Here is a 15,491-nt window from a genome sequence, read left to right as displayed (position 1 = left end):
GCAGGCGTCTGTTCTGCGGTGGGTGCTCATGGGTGGAATATCAGCAGATAGCGGCCGGTGGTTTCCTTTTCCGCCCCTAGTACGGTTGTCTTGTCCCTTTGCGGGGCGGGGCGTCCTGGAACGGTGCGGGTGGGGGAGGGCCGGTTTTCGTGTTTGGCACACTGTTGGGTCCTGAGGCAACAGGGCCGCGGCCTGCGGGTCCTTCCTTTGGGGGGGTGCGGGGTTGCGGGTTTGGTGTTTCTGGTTTCCTGGCTGCATGTCTTCGTGCGTGGCGGCTGTCCCCTTTTTTGTGGGGGTGGTTGGTGCGGGGGGTGTGGTACGGGGTTGTTGTTTGAGAACTACATAGTGGACGCGAGCATCTGACACGGGCAGGCCTTTGTGCTTGTTTGTGTCTACAGCAATTTCTTTTTATGAACCTGGCCCTTGTGGCCTGGTTCTCTCGAGAAGTTTTTTGATCTTTGTGTGGTCAAGTTTTTAAGGGCACACGGTGGATGCCTTGGCATTAGGAGCCGAAGAAGGACGTAGGAATCTGCGATAAGCCTGGGGGAGTTGATAACCGAACGTTGATCCCAGGATGTCCGAATGGGGAAACCCCGCCAGACGCTGTGAGGTGATCTGGTGACCCGCATCTGAACACATAGGGTGCGTGGGGGGAACGCGGGGAAGTGAAACATCTCAGTACCCGCAGGAAGAGAAAACAAGAGTGATTCCGTTAGTAGTGGCGAGCGAACGCGGATGAGGCTAAACCGTTCCATGTGTGATAGCCGGCGGGCGTTGCATGGGCGGGGTTGTGGGACTTTCCGTGCTGGTTCTGCCGGACCGGTGGGGTGAGAGCATGGACATAGGTGAACGGTCTTGAAAGGCCGGCCGTAGAGGGTGGGAGCCCCGTAACCGTAATGTTGTGTGCCGCCTGGAGAGGATCCCAAGTAGCACGGGGCCCGAGAAATCCCGTGCGAATCTGTCAGGACCACCTGATAAGCCTAAATACTTCCTAATGACCGATAGCGGACCAGTACCGTGAGGGAAAGGTGAAAAGTACCCCGGGAGGGGAGTGAAACAGTACCTGAAACCGTGTGCTTACAATCCGTCGGAGCAGCCTTGTAGTTGTGACGGCGTGCCTTTTGAAGAATGAGCCTGCGAGTTAGTGTTACGTCGCGAGGTTAACCCGTGTGGGGTAGCCGTAGCGAAAGCGAGTCTGAACAGGGCGATCGTAGTGGCGTGATCTAGACCCGAAGCGGAGTGATCTACCCATGGCCAGGTTGAAGCGACGGTAAGACGTCGTGGAGGACCGAACCCACTTCAGTTGAAAATGGAGGGGATGAGCTGTGGGTAGGGGTGAAAGGCCAATCAAACTCCGTGATAGCTGGTTCTCCCCGAAATGCATTTAGGTGCAGCGTTGCGTGTTTCTTGCCGGAGGTAGAGCTACTGGATGGCCGATGGGCCCTACAAGGTTACTGACGTCAGCCAAACTCCGAATGCCGGTAAGTGAGAGCGCAGCAGTGAGACTGTGGGGGATAAGCTTCATAGTCGAGAGGGAAACAGCCCAGACCACCAACTAAGGCCCCTAAGCGTGTGCTAAGTGGGAAAGGATGTGGAGTTGCGAAGACAACCAGGAGGTTGGCTTAGAAGCAGCCATCCTTGAAAGAGTGCGTAATAGCTCACTGGTCAAGTGATTCCGCGCCGACAATGTAGCGGGGCTCAAGTACACCGCCGAAGTTGTGGATTTCAGATAGTAGACAAGCCTTCGTGGTTCAGTCGTCTGGAGTGGTAGGGGAGCGTCGTGTGGGCGGTGAAGTCGCGGTGTAAACCAGCGGTGGAGCCTACACGAGTGAGAATGCAGGCATGAGTAGCGAAAGACGGGTGAGAAACCCGTCCGCCGAATGATCAAGGGTTCCAGGGTCAAGCTAATCTGCCCTGGGTAAGTCGGGACCTAAGGCGAGGCCGACAGGCGTAGTCGATGGACAACGGGTTGATATTCCCGTACCGGCGAAGGACCGCCCATGCCAAGCGGGGGATACTAACCGCCCGGAGCCTGCCCAAGCACCCTTGTGGTGTGCGGGTTTTGGCCGAGCGCGGGACCTGATCCCGGGAGGTAAGCGTATTAACAGGTGTGACGCAGGAAGGTAGCCGGGCCGGGCGATGGTTGCCCCGGTCTAAGGATGTAGGGTCAGCGATAGGCAAATCCGTCGCTGTGTCTTTGATGACGATCCTGAGATCTGACGGGACCCCCGCAAGGGGGGATCCGGTGATCCTATGCTGCCTAGAAAAGCATCGACGCGAGGTCCCAGCCGCCCGTACCCCAAACCGACACAGGTGATCAGGTAGAGAATACCAAGGCGATCGAGAGAATTATGGTTAAGGAACTCGGCAAAATGCCCCCGTAACTTCGGGAGAAGGGGGGCCCCAACCTTGAACACCACTTGCTGGTGGGAGGGGATCGGGGCCGCAGAGACCAGGGGGAAGCGACTGTTTACTAAAAACACAGGTCCGTGCGAAGTCGCAAGACGATGTATACGGACTGACTCCTGCCCGGTGCTGGAAGGTTAAGAGGACCGGTTAGCCGCAAGGCGAAGCTGAGAATTCAAGCCCCAGTAAACGGCGGTGGTAACTATAACCATCCTAAGGTAGCGAAATTCCTTGTCGGGTAAGTTCCGACCTGCACGAATGGAGTAACGACTTCCCCGCTGTCTCAACCATAAACTCGGCGAAATTGCAGTACGAGTAAAGATGCTCGTTACGCGCAGCAGGACGGAAAGACCCCGAGACCTTTACTATAGTTTGGTATTGGTGTTCGGAGTGGCTTGTGTAGGATAGGTGGGAGACGTTGAAGCCCGGACGCCAGTCCGGGTGGAGTCATCGTTGAAATACCACTCTGGTCACTTTGGACATCTAACTTCGGCCCGTGATCCGGGTCAGGGACAGTGCCTGATGGGTAGTTTAACTGGGGCGGTTGCCTCCTAAAAAGTAACGGAGGCGCCCAAAGGTTCCCTCAGCCTGGTTGGCAATCAGGTGTCGAGTGTAAGTGCACAAGGGAGCTTGACTGTGAGAGAGACATCTCAAGCAGGGACGAAAGTCGGGACTAGTGATCCGGCGGTACATTGTGGAATGGCCGTCGCTCAACGGATAAAAGGTACCTCGGGGATAACAGGCTGATCTTGCCCAAGAGTCCATATCGACGGCATGGTTTGGCACCTCGATGTCGGCTCGTCGCATCCTGGGGCTGGAGTAGGTCCCAAGGGTTGGGCTGTTCGCCCATTAAAGCGGTACGCGAGCTGGGTTTAGAACGTCGTGAGACAGTTCGGTCCCTATCCGCTGCGCGCGCAGGAAATTTGAGAAGGGCTGTCCTTAGTACGAGAGGACCGGGACGGACGAACCTCTGGTGTGTCAGTTGTACTGCCAAGTGCACCGCTGATTAGCTACGTTCGGATGGGATAACCGCTGAAAGCATCTAAGCGGGAAGCTCGCTTCAAGATGAGATTTCCATGCACCTCGTGTGTGAGAGGCCCCCAGCCAGACCACTGGGTTGATAGGCCGGATGTGGAAGACAGGACCAAAGACTGTTGAAGCTGACCGGTACTAATAGGCCGACAACTTACACCACACAAACACAACACTGCTTGCGTCCACTATGTGGTTCCCGGACAACAAACACCCGTCACGGCTGTTTGCCCGTTCCAGGAACCAACACAACTGAATAACAACACCACAATGTTGTAACCAGTCTTCCCACACCACCACCCCCCCGGGGGCCGGCGGTGACGGGCAACAGGGTTACGGCGGTCATAGCGTGGGGGAAACGCCCGGTCCCATTCCGAACCCGGAAGCTAAGACCCACAGCGCCGATGGTACTGCACCCGGGAGGGTGTGGGAGAGTAGGACACCGCCGGACAACCATCCAGGTCGAGACCCCCCAACCACCACGGTGGTCGGGGGGTCTCCCGCATTTAAACACCCACCACAACACCACCGGAGCGCCCGCCCCTGCACCACAAACCCCCGGACCCTCCATCACATATGGGGGGGTCCCACGAACGCTCCTTCACGTATGCGCCGGAAACACCCGGTCCCTCCTTCACGTATGCGCCGGAAACCCCGGACCCTCCTTCACGTATGCGCCGGAAACACCCGGCCCCTCCTTCACATATGCGCCGGTCACGACCAACCCTCCATCACATGTGGGCGGGTTCCCACGAACGCTCCATCACACATGGAGCTGTACCGCGTGACCCGCACATGGCGAGGCCCCGGAACTGCAGTCGCGTCGGCTCAGGACCGGCCATAAGTGAGCGAGCGTCCGGCCGGAAGGCCCCAAAACTGCAGGAGCGTCAATATTCCGATCCCTGGATCTGGTTTTGGGAGCCAGCTGCAAGACAGCCGGGCGGGCCGAAACTTGTGATGCTTCCCACGGGAAGCTGATTAGGCGGTCCTCGAATGCGTCCGCGGATGGCCGGTCACCTAGAATTGCATAAGAGATACGAGCCGGATCCCGGCGGCGTGAGATCAAAATACGGATAAGAGCGGCTGCGCATGCGCCAGTGGTCAGCTCACAACAGGAGGAATCCATTATGGCTGAGCACAACGGCGGCAATCGCGGCAACTTCGGCGGTGGCCGAGGCGATCGCGGCCCGTTCCGCGCCAACAACAATTCCGGGGGCGACCCGCGAGGATTCCGTTCCAGGGACAACCGTGACGGCACTGCCGGCGCTCCCGGCGGTGATCGTGACCGTAAACCGTTTGGGGACCGGGATCGTAAGCCGGCTGGTGATGGTGACCGCAAGCCGTTTGGTGATCGTCCGCGTCGTGATGGGGATGCGCGTCCGAGCTTTGGTGATCGTGACCGCAAGCCGTTTGGTGATCGTCCGCGTCGTGACGGGGATGCGCGTCCGAGCTTTGGCGATCGTGACCGCAAGCCGTTTGGTGATCGTAAGCCAGCCGGCGACGGTGAGCGCCGCAGCTTTGGCGATCGGGACCGCAAGCCGTTTGGTGATCGTCCGCGTCGTGATGGGGATGCGCGTCCGAGCTTTGGTGATCGTGACCGTAAGCCGTTCGGTGATCGTAAGCCAGCCGGCGACGGTGAGCGCCGCAGCTTCGGCGATCGTGACCGCAAGCCTTTTGGCGACCGTCCGAGCCGTGAGGGCGATCGCGACCGTAAGCCCTTTGGTGACCGTGATCGCAAGCCGTTTGGCGACCGTCCGAGCCGTGAGGGCGATCGCGACCGCAAGCCGTTTGGTGATCGTCCGCGTCGTGATCGCAAGCCCTTCGGCGACCGTCCGCGCCGCGAAGGAGAGGGAGAGCGCCGCAGCTTCGGTGATCGCCCCGAGCGCGGTCCCCGCAAGTTCGATGGCCCACGTACCGAGGGACGTAGCTTCGGCGGCGGATCCTGGGAAGATCGTCCCGCTCGGGTTCCGAACGCCGCGGACCTGCGCAGCGCCAACCGCCCGGACCGCGAGCGTTCCCCCGAGATCGACGACGACGTTACGGGCCAGGAGCTCGACCGCGTCACCAAGCACCAGATCAAGACCCTCGAAGGCACCAATGCCGAATGGGTTTCCAAGCACCTCGTCATGGCCGGCCGCCTCATCGATATCGACCCTGAACTGTCCTTCCAGCACGCCCTGGCTGCCAGCCGCCGTGGAGGACGCCTGGCAGCTGTCCGTGAAGCCGTGGGCCTGACCGCCTACGCTGCCGGACACTATGGCGAGGCGCTTCGCGAATTCCGCACCTACCGTCGGATCAGCGGATCCAACGTCCATTTGCCGCTCATGGCCGACTGCGAACGCGGTCTGGGGCGGCCGGACCGGGCGCTGGACGTCGTCCGCTCTCCCGAAGCACAGGATCTCGACGCCCCCGGCAAGGTTGAACTCGCAATTGTGGCCTCCGGAGCCAGGACCGACCTTGGCCAGTTGGACGCCGCCGTGGCCGAGCTGGAGATCATCCAGCTCGACATCAACCGCGCCTTCTCCTACAGCCCGCGCCTGTTCCGTGCCTACGCAGACGCCCTGACGGCAGTGGGTCGCACAGAGGAGGCCGGCAAGTGGCAGCGCCAGGCAGTCGTGGCTGAAAATGCCCTCGGCGTAGGAGAGTTCGAAGACCCGGACATCATCGACCTCGGCGAAGGCGACGAGCGCGAAGCTCCCAAGCCCCGCTTCCGGAACGTCGAGGAGGGCACCGAACGGGCTGAAGAGTCAAGCACCGAGGCCGCCCCGCCACGCGCGGAGACGGTCATCGATTCTGAAGACTCGGAACAGCACGAAGTGGAACTCGACGACGTCGAGTCTGACTACTTCGAGTCCGATGACGCCGAATCGGATCCCGATTCCGCCGAGGAAGACGAGGCAGACGAAGACCAGGTGAAGGCTCCCGAGGGCGGCGAAGAGACCAAGAATGACTGAGGCCTCACTGGTTTCACGTTTTGACGCAGTTCTGTCCGATCTGGACGGAGTTGTCTATGCGGGCCCCCACGCCATTCCGGGTGCGGTGGAATCCCTGCAGCGGCTTGAGTCGGTGGGGGTGCGGCTTGGGTATGTGACCAACAACGCCTCGCGCACCCCTGCCCAGGTTGCGGCGCATCTTCGTGAGCTTGGGGCACCGGCTGAGGACAATCAGGTGGTCAGCTCTTCGCAAGCCGCCGGCGACCTTCTCGCCGGTCTCCTGGCTCCCGGTTCGCGCGTGATGATCACCGGTAGCGCTGCGTTGGCTCACGAAATAGAACTCGTTGGCCTCACGCCGGTCCACAGCGCCGAAGAGAAGCCCGTGGCGGTAGTCCAGGGCTTCAATCCGGAAATCGCGTGGAAGGACTTGGCCGAGGCGTCCTACGTTGTCGCTTCGGGTGCCCTTTGGGTCGCCACAAATACGGACATGTCCATTCCACAAGCCCGCGGCATTGCACCTGGAAACGGAACCCTGGTAGCCGCTGTCGCGTCTGCCACGGGCAAGCAACCGCGAGTCGCAGGCAAGCCCGAGGCTCCTCTATTCCACTCCGCTGCGCGGCGGCTGAAGTCCAAACGCCCGATCGTCGTCGGCGACCGTCTGGACACCGACATCCTCGGCGGCAACCGTGCCGGCTTCGCGACGGCGGCGGTCCTCACCGGCGTCGACACGCCCGAGTCCATCCTTGCTGCACGCAGTTCGGAACGCCCCGGCTACTTGCTGGCTGATCTCACTGAACTGTACGAGCCGTACCCTGAGATCGTCGAGGAAGACAGCACGTTCCGTTGCGGAAAGGCAACTGCCGAGGTCCAAGATGGCCTGATCACCATCTCCGGGTCCGAGAAGGACCTGGACGCCTGGCGTGCTGCGTGCGCAGCCTGGTGGGCCGCCAACCCGGACGCGGCAGAGGCTACATCGCCGCGGCTCGAATGGCTGGAAAACTAGACTGGTGCAATGAGCGAGTTGAACGATCTCCCGGAGAGCGCCGTGGAGCCGAGCGCCGTCGAACCGCACGATGCTCCATGGCCGGACGACGCTGCCCCCATAGGTGATGTGGCCGTGGATTCGGCCCTGGAACGGCTGGCGGACATCCCCTCCCTGCCGGTGGCCGAGCACAGCGGCATGTACGCCGAGATCCACGACTCCTTGATGGCGGCCCTCGACGCCGAAGAACGCTGAGCATGGCCAGACTCGACCAGGAACTCGTCACCCGCGGATTGGCGAGATCGCGGACCCATGCCGCGAAACTTATTGCGGACGGAAAAGTCAGCTCCGGGGGCAGCGTTCTCGCCAAGGCGGCACAACAGGTCTCCGAAGCAACCGAACTTGACGTCCAGGCCCATGCCGAGGACATTTACGTCAGCCGCGCCGGCCATAAACTGGCCGGAGCCCTGGCGGCGTTCCCTTCCGTTGTTGTGGAGGGAAAACGGTGCCTCGACGCCGGAGCTTCCACCGGCGGCTTTACGGACGTGCTGCTCCGGCAAGGTGCCGCGCAGGTGGTGGCGGTCGACGTCGGGCATGACCAGTTGGTGCCGTCCTTGCGGAACGATCCGCGCGTCGCTGTCTATGAGGGCCTCAACGTCCGCTATATGACTCCGGAACAAATCGGTGGCCCGGCCGCGCTCACTGTGGCGGACCTGTCCTTCATTTCCCTCACCCTGGTTCTGCACCCGCTCGCGGCATGCACCGAACCCGGGGGAGACCTTGTGCTCATGGTGAAGCCACAATTCGAGGTTGGCAAGGAACGGCTGAGCCGCACAGGCGTGGTCACATCCGATCATGAACGGCGACGGGCTGTAGCCCAAGTTGCGAAGGCGGCCGTGGACGCCGGGCTCGAACTCCGCGGCCTGGCACCGAGCCCCTTGCCGGGCCAGGACGGAAATGTGGAGTACTTCCTGTGGATAAGACGCAGGATTCAGGCGGACTTGCCTAAGATCGAAGAGCGGGACGAGGAAGTTGCTGCACTGATGGAACGAATCTGGACCACCCACTAGAAAGCAGAACACCATGAGCAGGCGCGTTTTGGTCCTTGCCCACACCGGGCGTGAGGACTCCCTTCGCGCGGCTTGGGATGCCTGCGGGCAGCTCCACTACTCAGGTCTGATTCCCGTGATGCAGAAATCGGAACTGGACGACATCGAACGGTTCTTCGGTGTTGTGGACAAGCCGATCGAAATCCTCCACGAGGATGTCCGGTTGGAGGACGTCGAACTCGTCATGGTTCTTGGTGGCGACGGCACCATCCTGCGCGCCGCCGAGCTGGTCCGCAACGTCGACGTTCCCCTGCTGGGCGTCAACCTTGGACATGTCGGCTTCCTTGCCGAGAGCGAGCGGGCCGATCTTGCCCAGACCGTTGAATGGATCGCCAGCCGCGAATATACCGTGGAAGAGCGCATGACGATTGATGTCCAGGTGTGGGTCCGTGGCCAGAAGATCTGGCACACCTGGGCTCTCAATGAGGCCGCCATTGAGAAGGCTGACCGGGAGCGCATGATCGAAGTAGTGACCGAAGTGGATGAACGTCCGCTGACGTCCTTTGGCTGCGACGGAGTGGTGCTCGCTACCCCCACGGGTTCCACGGCCTACGCTTTCTCTTCCGGCGGACCGGTGGTGTGGCCTGAGGTGGAAGCCTTGGTGATCGTGCCCATCAGCGCCCATGCCCTCTTCGCCAAACCCCTCGTCGTTTCACCGCGGTCCAGGCTTGCGGTGGAGATCCTCACCCGCACGGAAGCCCAAGGCGTGCTTTGGTGCGATGGTCGACGCTCCGTGGACCTGCCGCCGGGCGCCCGGATTGAGGTGACCCGGTCCACGCGGCCCGTGCGGCTTGCCCGCACCCACCAGACTCCGTTTTCCGCACGACTCGTCCGGAAGTTCGAGCTCCCCATCCACGGCTGGCGGGGCCCGGCACCCCGTTCGGCGGACATCCACACCGGTCCTACCCCCGTGGTCAGGACTTTCAAGCCCAGCCCTTTGCCAACGCCCCAGGACGTGCGGACAGGCAGAGCGGCCGACCCCACCAAGGAGATGTAAACCATGATCGAGGAACTCCGGATCCGTGATCTCGGCGTCATCACCGACGCCACGTTGCCGTTGGGGCCGGGCCTGAGCGTCGTGACGGGCGAAACCGGCGCCGGCAAGACCATGGTGGTCACCGCCGTCGGCCTCCTCTTGGGAGCACGGTCCGACGCCGGTGCGGTGCGCTCCGGCGCCAAGTCAGCCTCCGCGGAGGCTCGGCTCTTGCTTGATCCGGCGCACGCCGCCGTGGAACGGGCCGTGGAGGCCGGCGGCGACGCTGAAGAGTACGACGGCGGCACTCAGCTCTTGCTGGCCCGCACCGTGGGTGCGGACGGCCGCAGCCGTGCCTTCGTGGGCGGCCGGTCGGCGCCCGTGGGCGTCTTGGCAGAACTTGGCGAAAGCCTGGTGGTGGTGCATGGCCAGTCGGACCAGATCCGGCTCAAGGGTGCCGTGGCGCAACGGCACGCACTGGACCGTTTCGCCGGGGCTGACCTCGTCACGGCGCTGACTGAGTATCAGGACCTTTACAGTCATTGGAAGTCCAGCCAGGCGGAACTCGATACCCTCCGAAGCGAGGCCCGGGAAAGGCTACGGGAAGCGGAATCGCTGGCCGTAGCGCTCCAGGAAATCGACGACGTCGACCCCCAGCCGGGAGAGGACGATTCCCTGAAGGCCGAGGCAGTGAAACTGGCCAATGTCGAAGAACTCCGCATTGCCGCCGCGGCAGCACATGAAGCTCTGATCTCGGAGGAATTCGGCGAAACGGCCGATGCCACGACTCTGATCGACTCGGCCAAACGGACTTTGGAACAGGTCTCCGAGCATGACGAAGCCTTGGCAGGAGCGGCCACGCGGCTCGCCGAGATTGGCTTCCTCATCAACGACATCGCGGCGGAGCTGTCCAGCTACCAGGCCTCCTTGGACTCCGAAGGCCCGGAACGCCTTGCGGAGATTGAGGACAGGCGTGCGGCGCTGGCCAAACTCATCCGGAAGTACGCGCCGAGCATCGACGAGGTGCTCGAATGGGCCGAAGCCTCAAGGGTCCGGCTGGACGAACTGCAGGACGACTCCACCAGGATCGAAGCCCTCGACGCTGAGGTGACTGCCGCAGAGTCCACACTGCGGAAGCAGGCCGCGCGGATCTCCAAGTCGCGGTCGAAGGCCGCCAAGGACCTCGCAGCGCGCGTGAGTGCGGAACTCACCGCCCTTGCGATGGCCGACGCAACCCTGGTGATCGAGGTAGACAGTGGCGGGCAGTTGGGGCCGCACGGCGTCGACGACATCTCTTTCCTGCTGCAGCCCCATTCAGGGGCCCCTGCCCGTCCTCTCGGCAAGGGAGCGTCCGGTGGCGAATTGTCCCGGGTCATGCTCGCCATCGAGGTGGTCCTTGCCGCTGTGGACCCCGTGCCGACGTTCGTCTTTGACGAAGTGGATGCCGGAGTAGGTGGGCGTGCGGCCGTCGAGATCGGACGCCGGCTCGCCATGCTGGCGCGCCACGTCCAGGTGCTGGTGGTAACCCATCTGCCGCAGGTCGCCGCGTTCGCGGACCAACACATCCGCGTCACCAAGACCTCAGTCAGGGGGAGCGACGGTAAGACCGCCACTGGCTTCACCTCCAGCGACGTACAGCTCCTCGATGACGAAGAACGCGTGAAGGAGCTTGCCAGGATGCTGGCGGGGCAGGAAGACTCGGAGTCTGCGCGTGCGCATGCCCAGGAATTGCTGGACGACGCCAAGCTTCTACCTCAGCAGGCCTAGCCGGCCGGCTCCAGCCGTAGGACATCAGTCACATCCCGGCCTTGACGGAGCGGGAGCGGGCTCACGCGGAGGGCGCTGCCACGCCGGGGATTCCCGAGCGACTGACCTGGTTTTGCCGTTTCGGGTGGACTTTACTCTTGATCCTTGCCCGATGGCAGGGGACTATTGAGCATTTGGGAAAACGGCTAGCGGATCCTTTGGAGGCGCAATTGATGATAGGCTCGAATTCCGTGGTGCAGCGATCAAATTCCCGTGTAAATTCCCGGTTCCCGGGCTCGTCCAAGACGACCAAACACATCTTTGTCACTGGCGGTGTGGCGTCCTCGCTCGGTAAGGGACTGACGGCTTCGAGCCTCGGCCACCTGCTGCGGGCACGCGGTTTGTCTGTAACTATGCAGAAGCTCGATCCCTATCTGAACGTGGATCCGGGCACGATGAACCCCTTCCAGCACGGCGAAGTCTTCGTCACTGACGACGGCGCCGAAACCGACCTCGACATCGGACACTACGAGCGCTTCCTCGATGAAAACCTCGAAGGTTCGGCCAACGTTACGACCGGCCAGATCTACTCGACCGTCATCGCCAAGGAACGGCGTGGCGAGTACCTCGGCGACACCGTCCAGGTCATCCCGCACATCACGGATGAGATCAAGCGCCGCATGCGCCTCCCTGCTGAAGGCAAGAACGCTCCGGACGTCATCATCACCGAAATCGGCGGCACGGTTGGCGACATCGAGTCCCAGCCTTTCCTGGAGTCGGCCCGCCAGGTCCGCCAGGACATCGGCCGCAACAACGTCTTTTTCCTCCACGTCTCCTTGGTGCCTTACATCGGTCCGTCGCAGGAACTGAAGACCAAACCGACGCAGCACTCAGTTGCCGCCTTGCGCTCCCTCGGCATCCAGCCGGAAGCGATCGTGATCCGTTCGGACCGCGAAGTGCCCGATGCCATGCGCGAAAAGATCGGCCGCATGTGCGACGTCGATATGGATGCAGTGGTCAACGCCGCCGATGCTCCCAGCATCTACGACATCCCCAAGACGCTGCACTCCCAGGGCCTTGACTCCTACGTCGTCCGTGCCCTGGATCTCCCGTTCAAGGACGTCGACTGGACCAGCTGGGACAAGCTCCTCGAAGCAGTCCACAACCCCAAGCACCACGTGGAAGTTGCCTTGGTGGGCAAGTACATCGACCTCCCGGACGCTTACCTGTCCGTGACCGAAGCCTTGCGTGCCGGCGGCTTCGCCAACGAAACCAAGGTCAAGATCCGCTGGGTCCCGTCGGACGAATGTGAGACCCTCGCTGGCGCCACCAAGTCCCTGGCCGGCGTCGACGCGATTTGCGTTCCCGGCGGCTTCGGTATTCGTGGCTTGGAAGGCAAGCTGGGCGCGCTCAAGTTCGCCCGCGAAACCAAGCTTCCGGTTCTGGGCCTGTGCCTGGGCCTGCAGTGCATGGTCATCGAGTACGCCCGCAACGTGGTCGGCCTCGAAGGCGCATCCTCCAGCGAGTTCGAGCCCGACTCCAAATACCCTGTCATCGCAACGATGGAAGAGCAGTTGGACATCGTGGACGGCAAGGGCGATCTGGGTGGCACCATGCGCCTGGGTCTCTATGAAGCCAAGCTGGACGAAGGCTCCGTGGTTGCAGAGACCTATGGCGCAACGACTGTCAGCGAACGCCACCGCCACCGCTACGAGGTCAACAACAAGTACCGCGAGCAGATCGCGGCCGAGGGCCTGGTGTTCTCCGGAACGTCTCCCGATGGCAAGCTGGTTGAGTACGTGGAACTGCCGCGCGAAGTACACCCGTACTACGTGGCAACGCAGGCCCACCCGGAGCTCAGCTCCCGCCCCACGCGCCCGCACCCGCTGTTTGCGGGCCTCGTGAAGGCTGCGCTGGAGCGCCAGGCAGGCGTTGATTCGGCTGCAAAGTCGGCTCGCAAGGTAGCCGCGAAGTAATCGCTCACACAAACGAAGGACGGCGCGATGCCCGGTATTTCTGAAACCCCCAGTACTTTTCGGAAGGTTTCGGACATGCCGAGCCCGCGCCGTCTTTTGTCGTCCAACAAGGTCTACGAAGGCCGCATTTGGGACGTCGTCAGCGACGCCTTCGAGCTGGGCGAAGATACTGGTACTTTGGTCCGCGACTACATTGACCATCCTGGCGCGGTCGCGGTGTTGCCGATGAACGTCGACGGCGAAATCCTGTTACTCAAGCAATATCGCCACCCCGTCGGCATGGATCTGTGGGAGATTCCCGCCGGGCTTCTGGACGTGGCAGGGGAAGATTTTGTAGTGGGTGCGGCCCGGGAGTTGGCTGAGGAGGCCGATCTTACGGCCGCCACCTGGAACGTCCTGGTGGACTTCTTCAATTCACCCGGATCCTCGAGCGAGGCGATCCGAATCTATCTGGCGCGGGGACTGGGAGACGTGCCCGAGGCCGAACGCCACGTCCGCACGGAGGAGGAATCCGAAATCGAGCTGGTGTGGGTCCCTCTCGACGAAGCTGTTGTGGCAGTGCTGGAAGGCCGCCTTCACAACCCGTCCGCCGTCGTCGGGATCCTCGCCGCCGCAGCCGCACGCGCCGACGGCTTCAGGAGCCTGCGCCCTGCCCATGCCCCCTGGCCAGCCCACCCGAGCCAACGCTGACCATGCCGCAGCTAGCGGAAGCCCGGATTCAAACTGCCATTGCCCGGGCCGTCACGGATTACCTGCAGCACCTTGGCGTGGAACGCGGCCTCGCAAGCAACACGTTGTCCGCCTACCGCCGGGATCTGTCCCGCTATTCCAACTTCCTGGCCGCCTCCGGCGTCGACAATCCAGGCAACATCTCCCGCCACGATGTCACCGCCTTTGTGCAGGCCCTCGCCGACGGCTCGGATGGTGGTGCAGCACTCGGAGTGCGTTCTGCGGCGCGCACCGTGGTTGCCGTCCGCGGGCTCCATAAGTTTTGGGCTTTGGAGGGGACGACGACGGCGGACCCCGCCAGCGATGTCCACCCGCCAATGCCCGGCAGGCGTCTGCCGAAGGCCATTAGCGTCGGCGAAGTGACCCGTATCCTCGAAGCGGCCGGTGCTGATACCGCCACCGGCCTGAGGGACCGGGCCCTCTTGGAGTTCCTCTACTCCACAGGTGCCCGCATCAGCGAAGCTGTGGGGCTTGACGTTGACGATGTCTCGCTCGAAGCGGAAGCCGATGGGCCCGCGATCGTACGGCTCTTCGGAAAGGGCTCCAAGGAACGCCTGGTGCCGCTGGGATCCTATGGTGCTCGCGCCGTCGGGTCCTATGTGGTCCGCGGAAGGCCCGCGTTGGCCGCCAAAGGAAAAGGCACTCCGGCACTGTTCCTGAACGCCCGCGGAGGGCGGATCAGCCGGCAGAGTGCCTGGACAATTCTGAAGGCAGCAGCGGAGAAGGCCAACATCACCAAGGATGTCTCCCCGCACACGCTCCGGCATTCGTTTGCCACGCATCTGCTTGAGGGCGGTGCGGACGTCCGTGTTGTGCAGGAGCTCCTGGGCCATGCCTCAGTGACCACCACACAGGTGTACACCTTGGTCACCGCCGACACCTTGCGAGAGGTGTACGCTGCGGCGCATCCCCGTGCGCTCGGCTGATACCTTGCACTGAACGCGGTTCCGGCCGCTGCCCCCGCGTCGCTCAACGCGACACTCTGGTTGCCGCGGGTCCATTTTGTGCCAGAGCTGTAACCTGCGGGCTTGTGCCGGAAACTATACAGTTAGTCAGGTTTTTGGCTTGGTTTCGGATTGAGAGTGGGGGATTGTGCCTTCCGAGGGGGAATCGACGTTCATCGCCTTGCACAGGGATACGTATCCGCGCATATTCCGGTTTGTGCGGCGGCGGGTGGATGACCCACAGGTGGCTGAGGAGTTGGCCGCCGACGTGTTTCGTGTGGCTTGGCAGAAATGGGATGAAGCGTCGTCCGTGGATGTGGCCTGGTTGTTCACGGTGGCCAGGAATCTTCTCGGGAATGCTTATCGGAGTCATCAGCGCCAGCTAGCGCTGCATGAGCGGCTTCGTGAGTCCGTGGTCCCCGGCGATGGCGCCGGGGAGCAGGTATTCACTGGTGGACGAAGTGTTGGATTCCTTGCGGGAGAAAGACCGGGACATTCTGCAGTTGGCGTATTGGGATCAACTGACGGTGGCTGAGATCGCGGCGGTCCTGCAATGCGGTGAGTCGGCCGCGAAGGTGCGGTTGCACCGGGCGCGTGAGGCCTTCCGGAAGTTACTGCCGGCCAGTACCGGTGCCGTGGCACAGAAGTTGGGGGCGTAGGG

At 62.3% G+C, this 15,491-nt stretch carries 11 protein-coding genes, 2 rRNA genes and 1 pseudogene; 13 read left to right on the top strand and 1 reads right to left on the bottom strand.

From position 1 onward, the window contains the following. Positions 1–464: 464 nt before the first annotated feature. Together AC3ANQ_RS15115 and rrf are read left to right on the top strand one after the other, a co-directional pair. A 23S ribosomal RNA gene (locus tag AC3ANQ_RS15115) occupies positions 465–3,601 on the top strand. A 171-nt stretch (positions 3,602–3,772) separates the two neighbouring features. Beyond that, positions 3,773–3,889, top strand: a 5S ribosomal RNA gene (gene rrf / locus AC3ANQ_RS15110). A gap of 655 nt (positions 3,890–4,544) precedes the next feature. On the opposite strand, the gene AC3ANQ_RS15105 is transcribed toward rrf, so the two are convergent. After that, positions 4,545–5,558, bottom strand: a complete 1,014-nt coding sequence (locus tag AC3ANQ_RS15105; RefSeq protein ID WP_488301793.1) for a hypothetical protein — start codon at positions 5,556–5,558, stop codon at positions 4,545–4,547. Positions 5,559–5,564: 6 nt separating this feature from the next. Between AC3ANQ_RS15105 and AC3ANQ_RS15100 the strand changes: the two genes are divergently transcribed. From AC3ANQ_RS15100 to AC3ANQ_RS15050, 11 genes and pseudogenes are all read left to right on the top strand, one after another. Beyond that, positions 5,565–6,392, top strand: coding sequence for a hypothetical protein (locus AC3ANQ_RS15100; RefSeq protein WP_488301792.1), 828 nt, complete (start codon positions 5,565–5,567; stop codon positions 6,390–6,392). After that, the gene (locus AC3ANQ_RS15095) at positions 6,385–7,374 is read left to right on the top strand and encodes an HAD-IIA family hydrolase (protein WP_488301791.1); all 990 of its coding nucleotides are present in this window, start codon (positions 6,385–6,387) and stop codon (positions 7,372–7,374) included. The genes AC3ANQ_RS15100 and AC3ANQ_RS15095 overlap by 8 nt, the downstream gene beginning before the upstream one ends. A 9-nt stretch (positions 7,375–7,383) precedes the next feature. After that, on the top strand, positions 7,384–7,608 hold the full coding sequence (locus AC3ANQ_RS15090; RefSeq protein ID WP_488301790.1) for a hypothetical protein: 225 nt from the start codon (positions 7,384–7,386) through the stop codon (positions 7,606–7,608). A 2-nt stretch (positions 7,609–7,610) separates the two neighbouring features. Further along, entirely contained in the window at positions 7,611–8,423 is an 813-nt protein-coding gene (locus AC3ANQ_RS15085; protein WP_488301789.1) for a TlyA family RNA methyltransferase, read from the top strand. Between the two features lie 13 nt (positions 8,424–8,436). Beyond that, positions 8,437–9,459, top strand: a complete 1,023-nt coding sequence (locus AC3ANQ_RS15080) for an NAD kinase (RefSeq protein WP_488301788.1) — start codon at positions 8,437–8,439, stop codon at positions 9,457–9,459. Positions 9,460–9,462: 3 nt separating this feature from the next. Next, complete coding sequence (gene recN / locus AC3ANQ_RS15075) at positions 9,463–11,202, top strand: DNA repair protein RecN (RefSeq protein WP_488301787.1); 1,740 nt, start codon at positions 9,463–9,465, stop codon at positions 11,200–11,202. 212 nt (positions 11,203–11,414) lie between these two features. Continuing rightward, complete coding sequence (pyrG, locus tag AC3ANQ_RS15070) at positions 11,415–13,157, top strand: CTP synthase (protein WP_488301786.1); 1,743 nt, start codon at positions 11,415–11,417, stop codon at positions 13,155–13,157. Positions 13,158–13,184: 27 nt separating this feature from the next. Further along, positions 13,185–13,847: an NUDIX domain-containing protein gene (locus AC3ANQ_RS15065; RefSeq protein WP_265979110.1), complete on the top strand. Its 663-nt coding sequence runs from the start codon at positions 13,185–13,187 to the stop codon at positions 13,845–13,847. Between the two features lie 2 nt (positions 13,848–13,849). Next, positions 13,850–14,812, top strand: a complete 963-nt coding sequence (gene xerD / locus AC3ANQ_RS15060; protein WP_488301785.1) for a site-specific tyrosine recombinase XerD — start codon at positions 13,850–13,852, stop codon at positions 14,810–14,812. Between the two features lie 166 nt (positions 14,813–14,978). Continuing rightward, a pseudogene (locus tag AC3ANQ_RS15055) lies at positions 14,979–15,149 on the top strand (sigma factor); the annotation flags it as partial. A 73-nt stretch (positions 15,150–15,222) separates the two neighbouring features. Then, entirely contained in the window at positions 15,223–15,489 is a 267-nt protein-coding gene (locus AC3ANQ_RS15050; protein WP_488301784.1) for an RNA polymerase sigma factor, read from the top strand. Positions 15,490–15,491: the final 2 nt, after the last annotated feature.

It is taken from the genome of Arthrobacter sp. DMZ02-1R, assembly GCF_057747935.1.
This window is presented reverse-complemented; position numbering and strand designations above follow the sequence as displayed.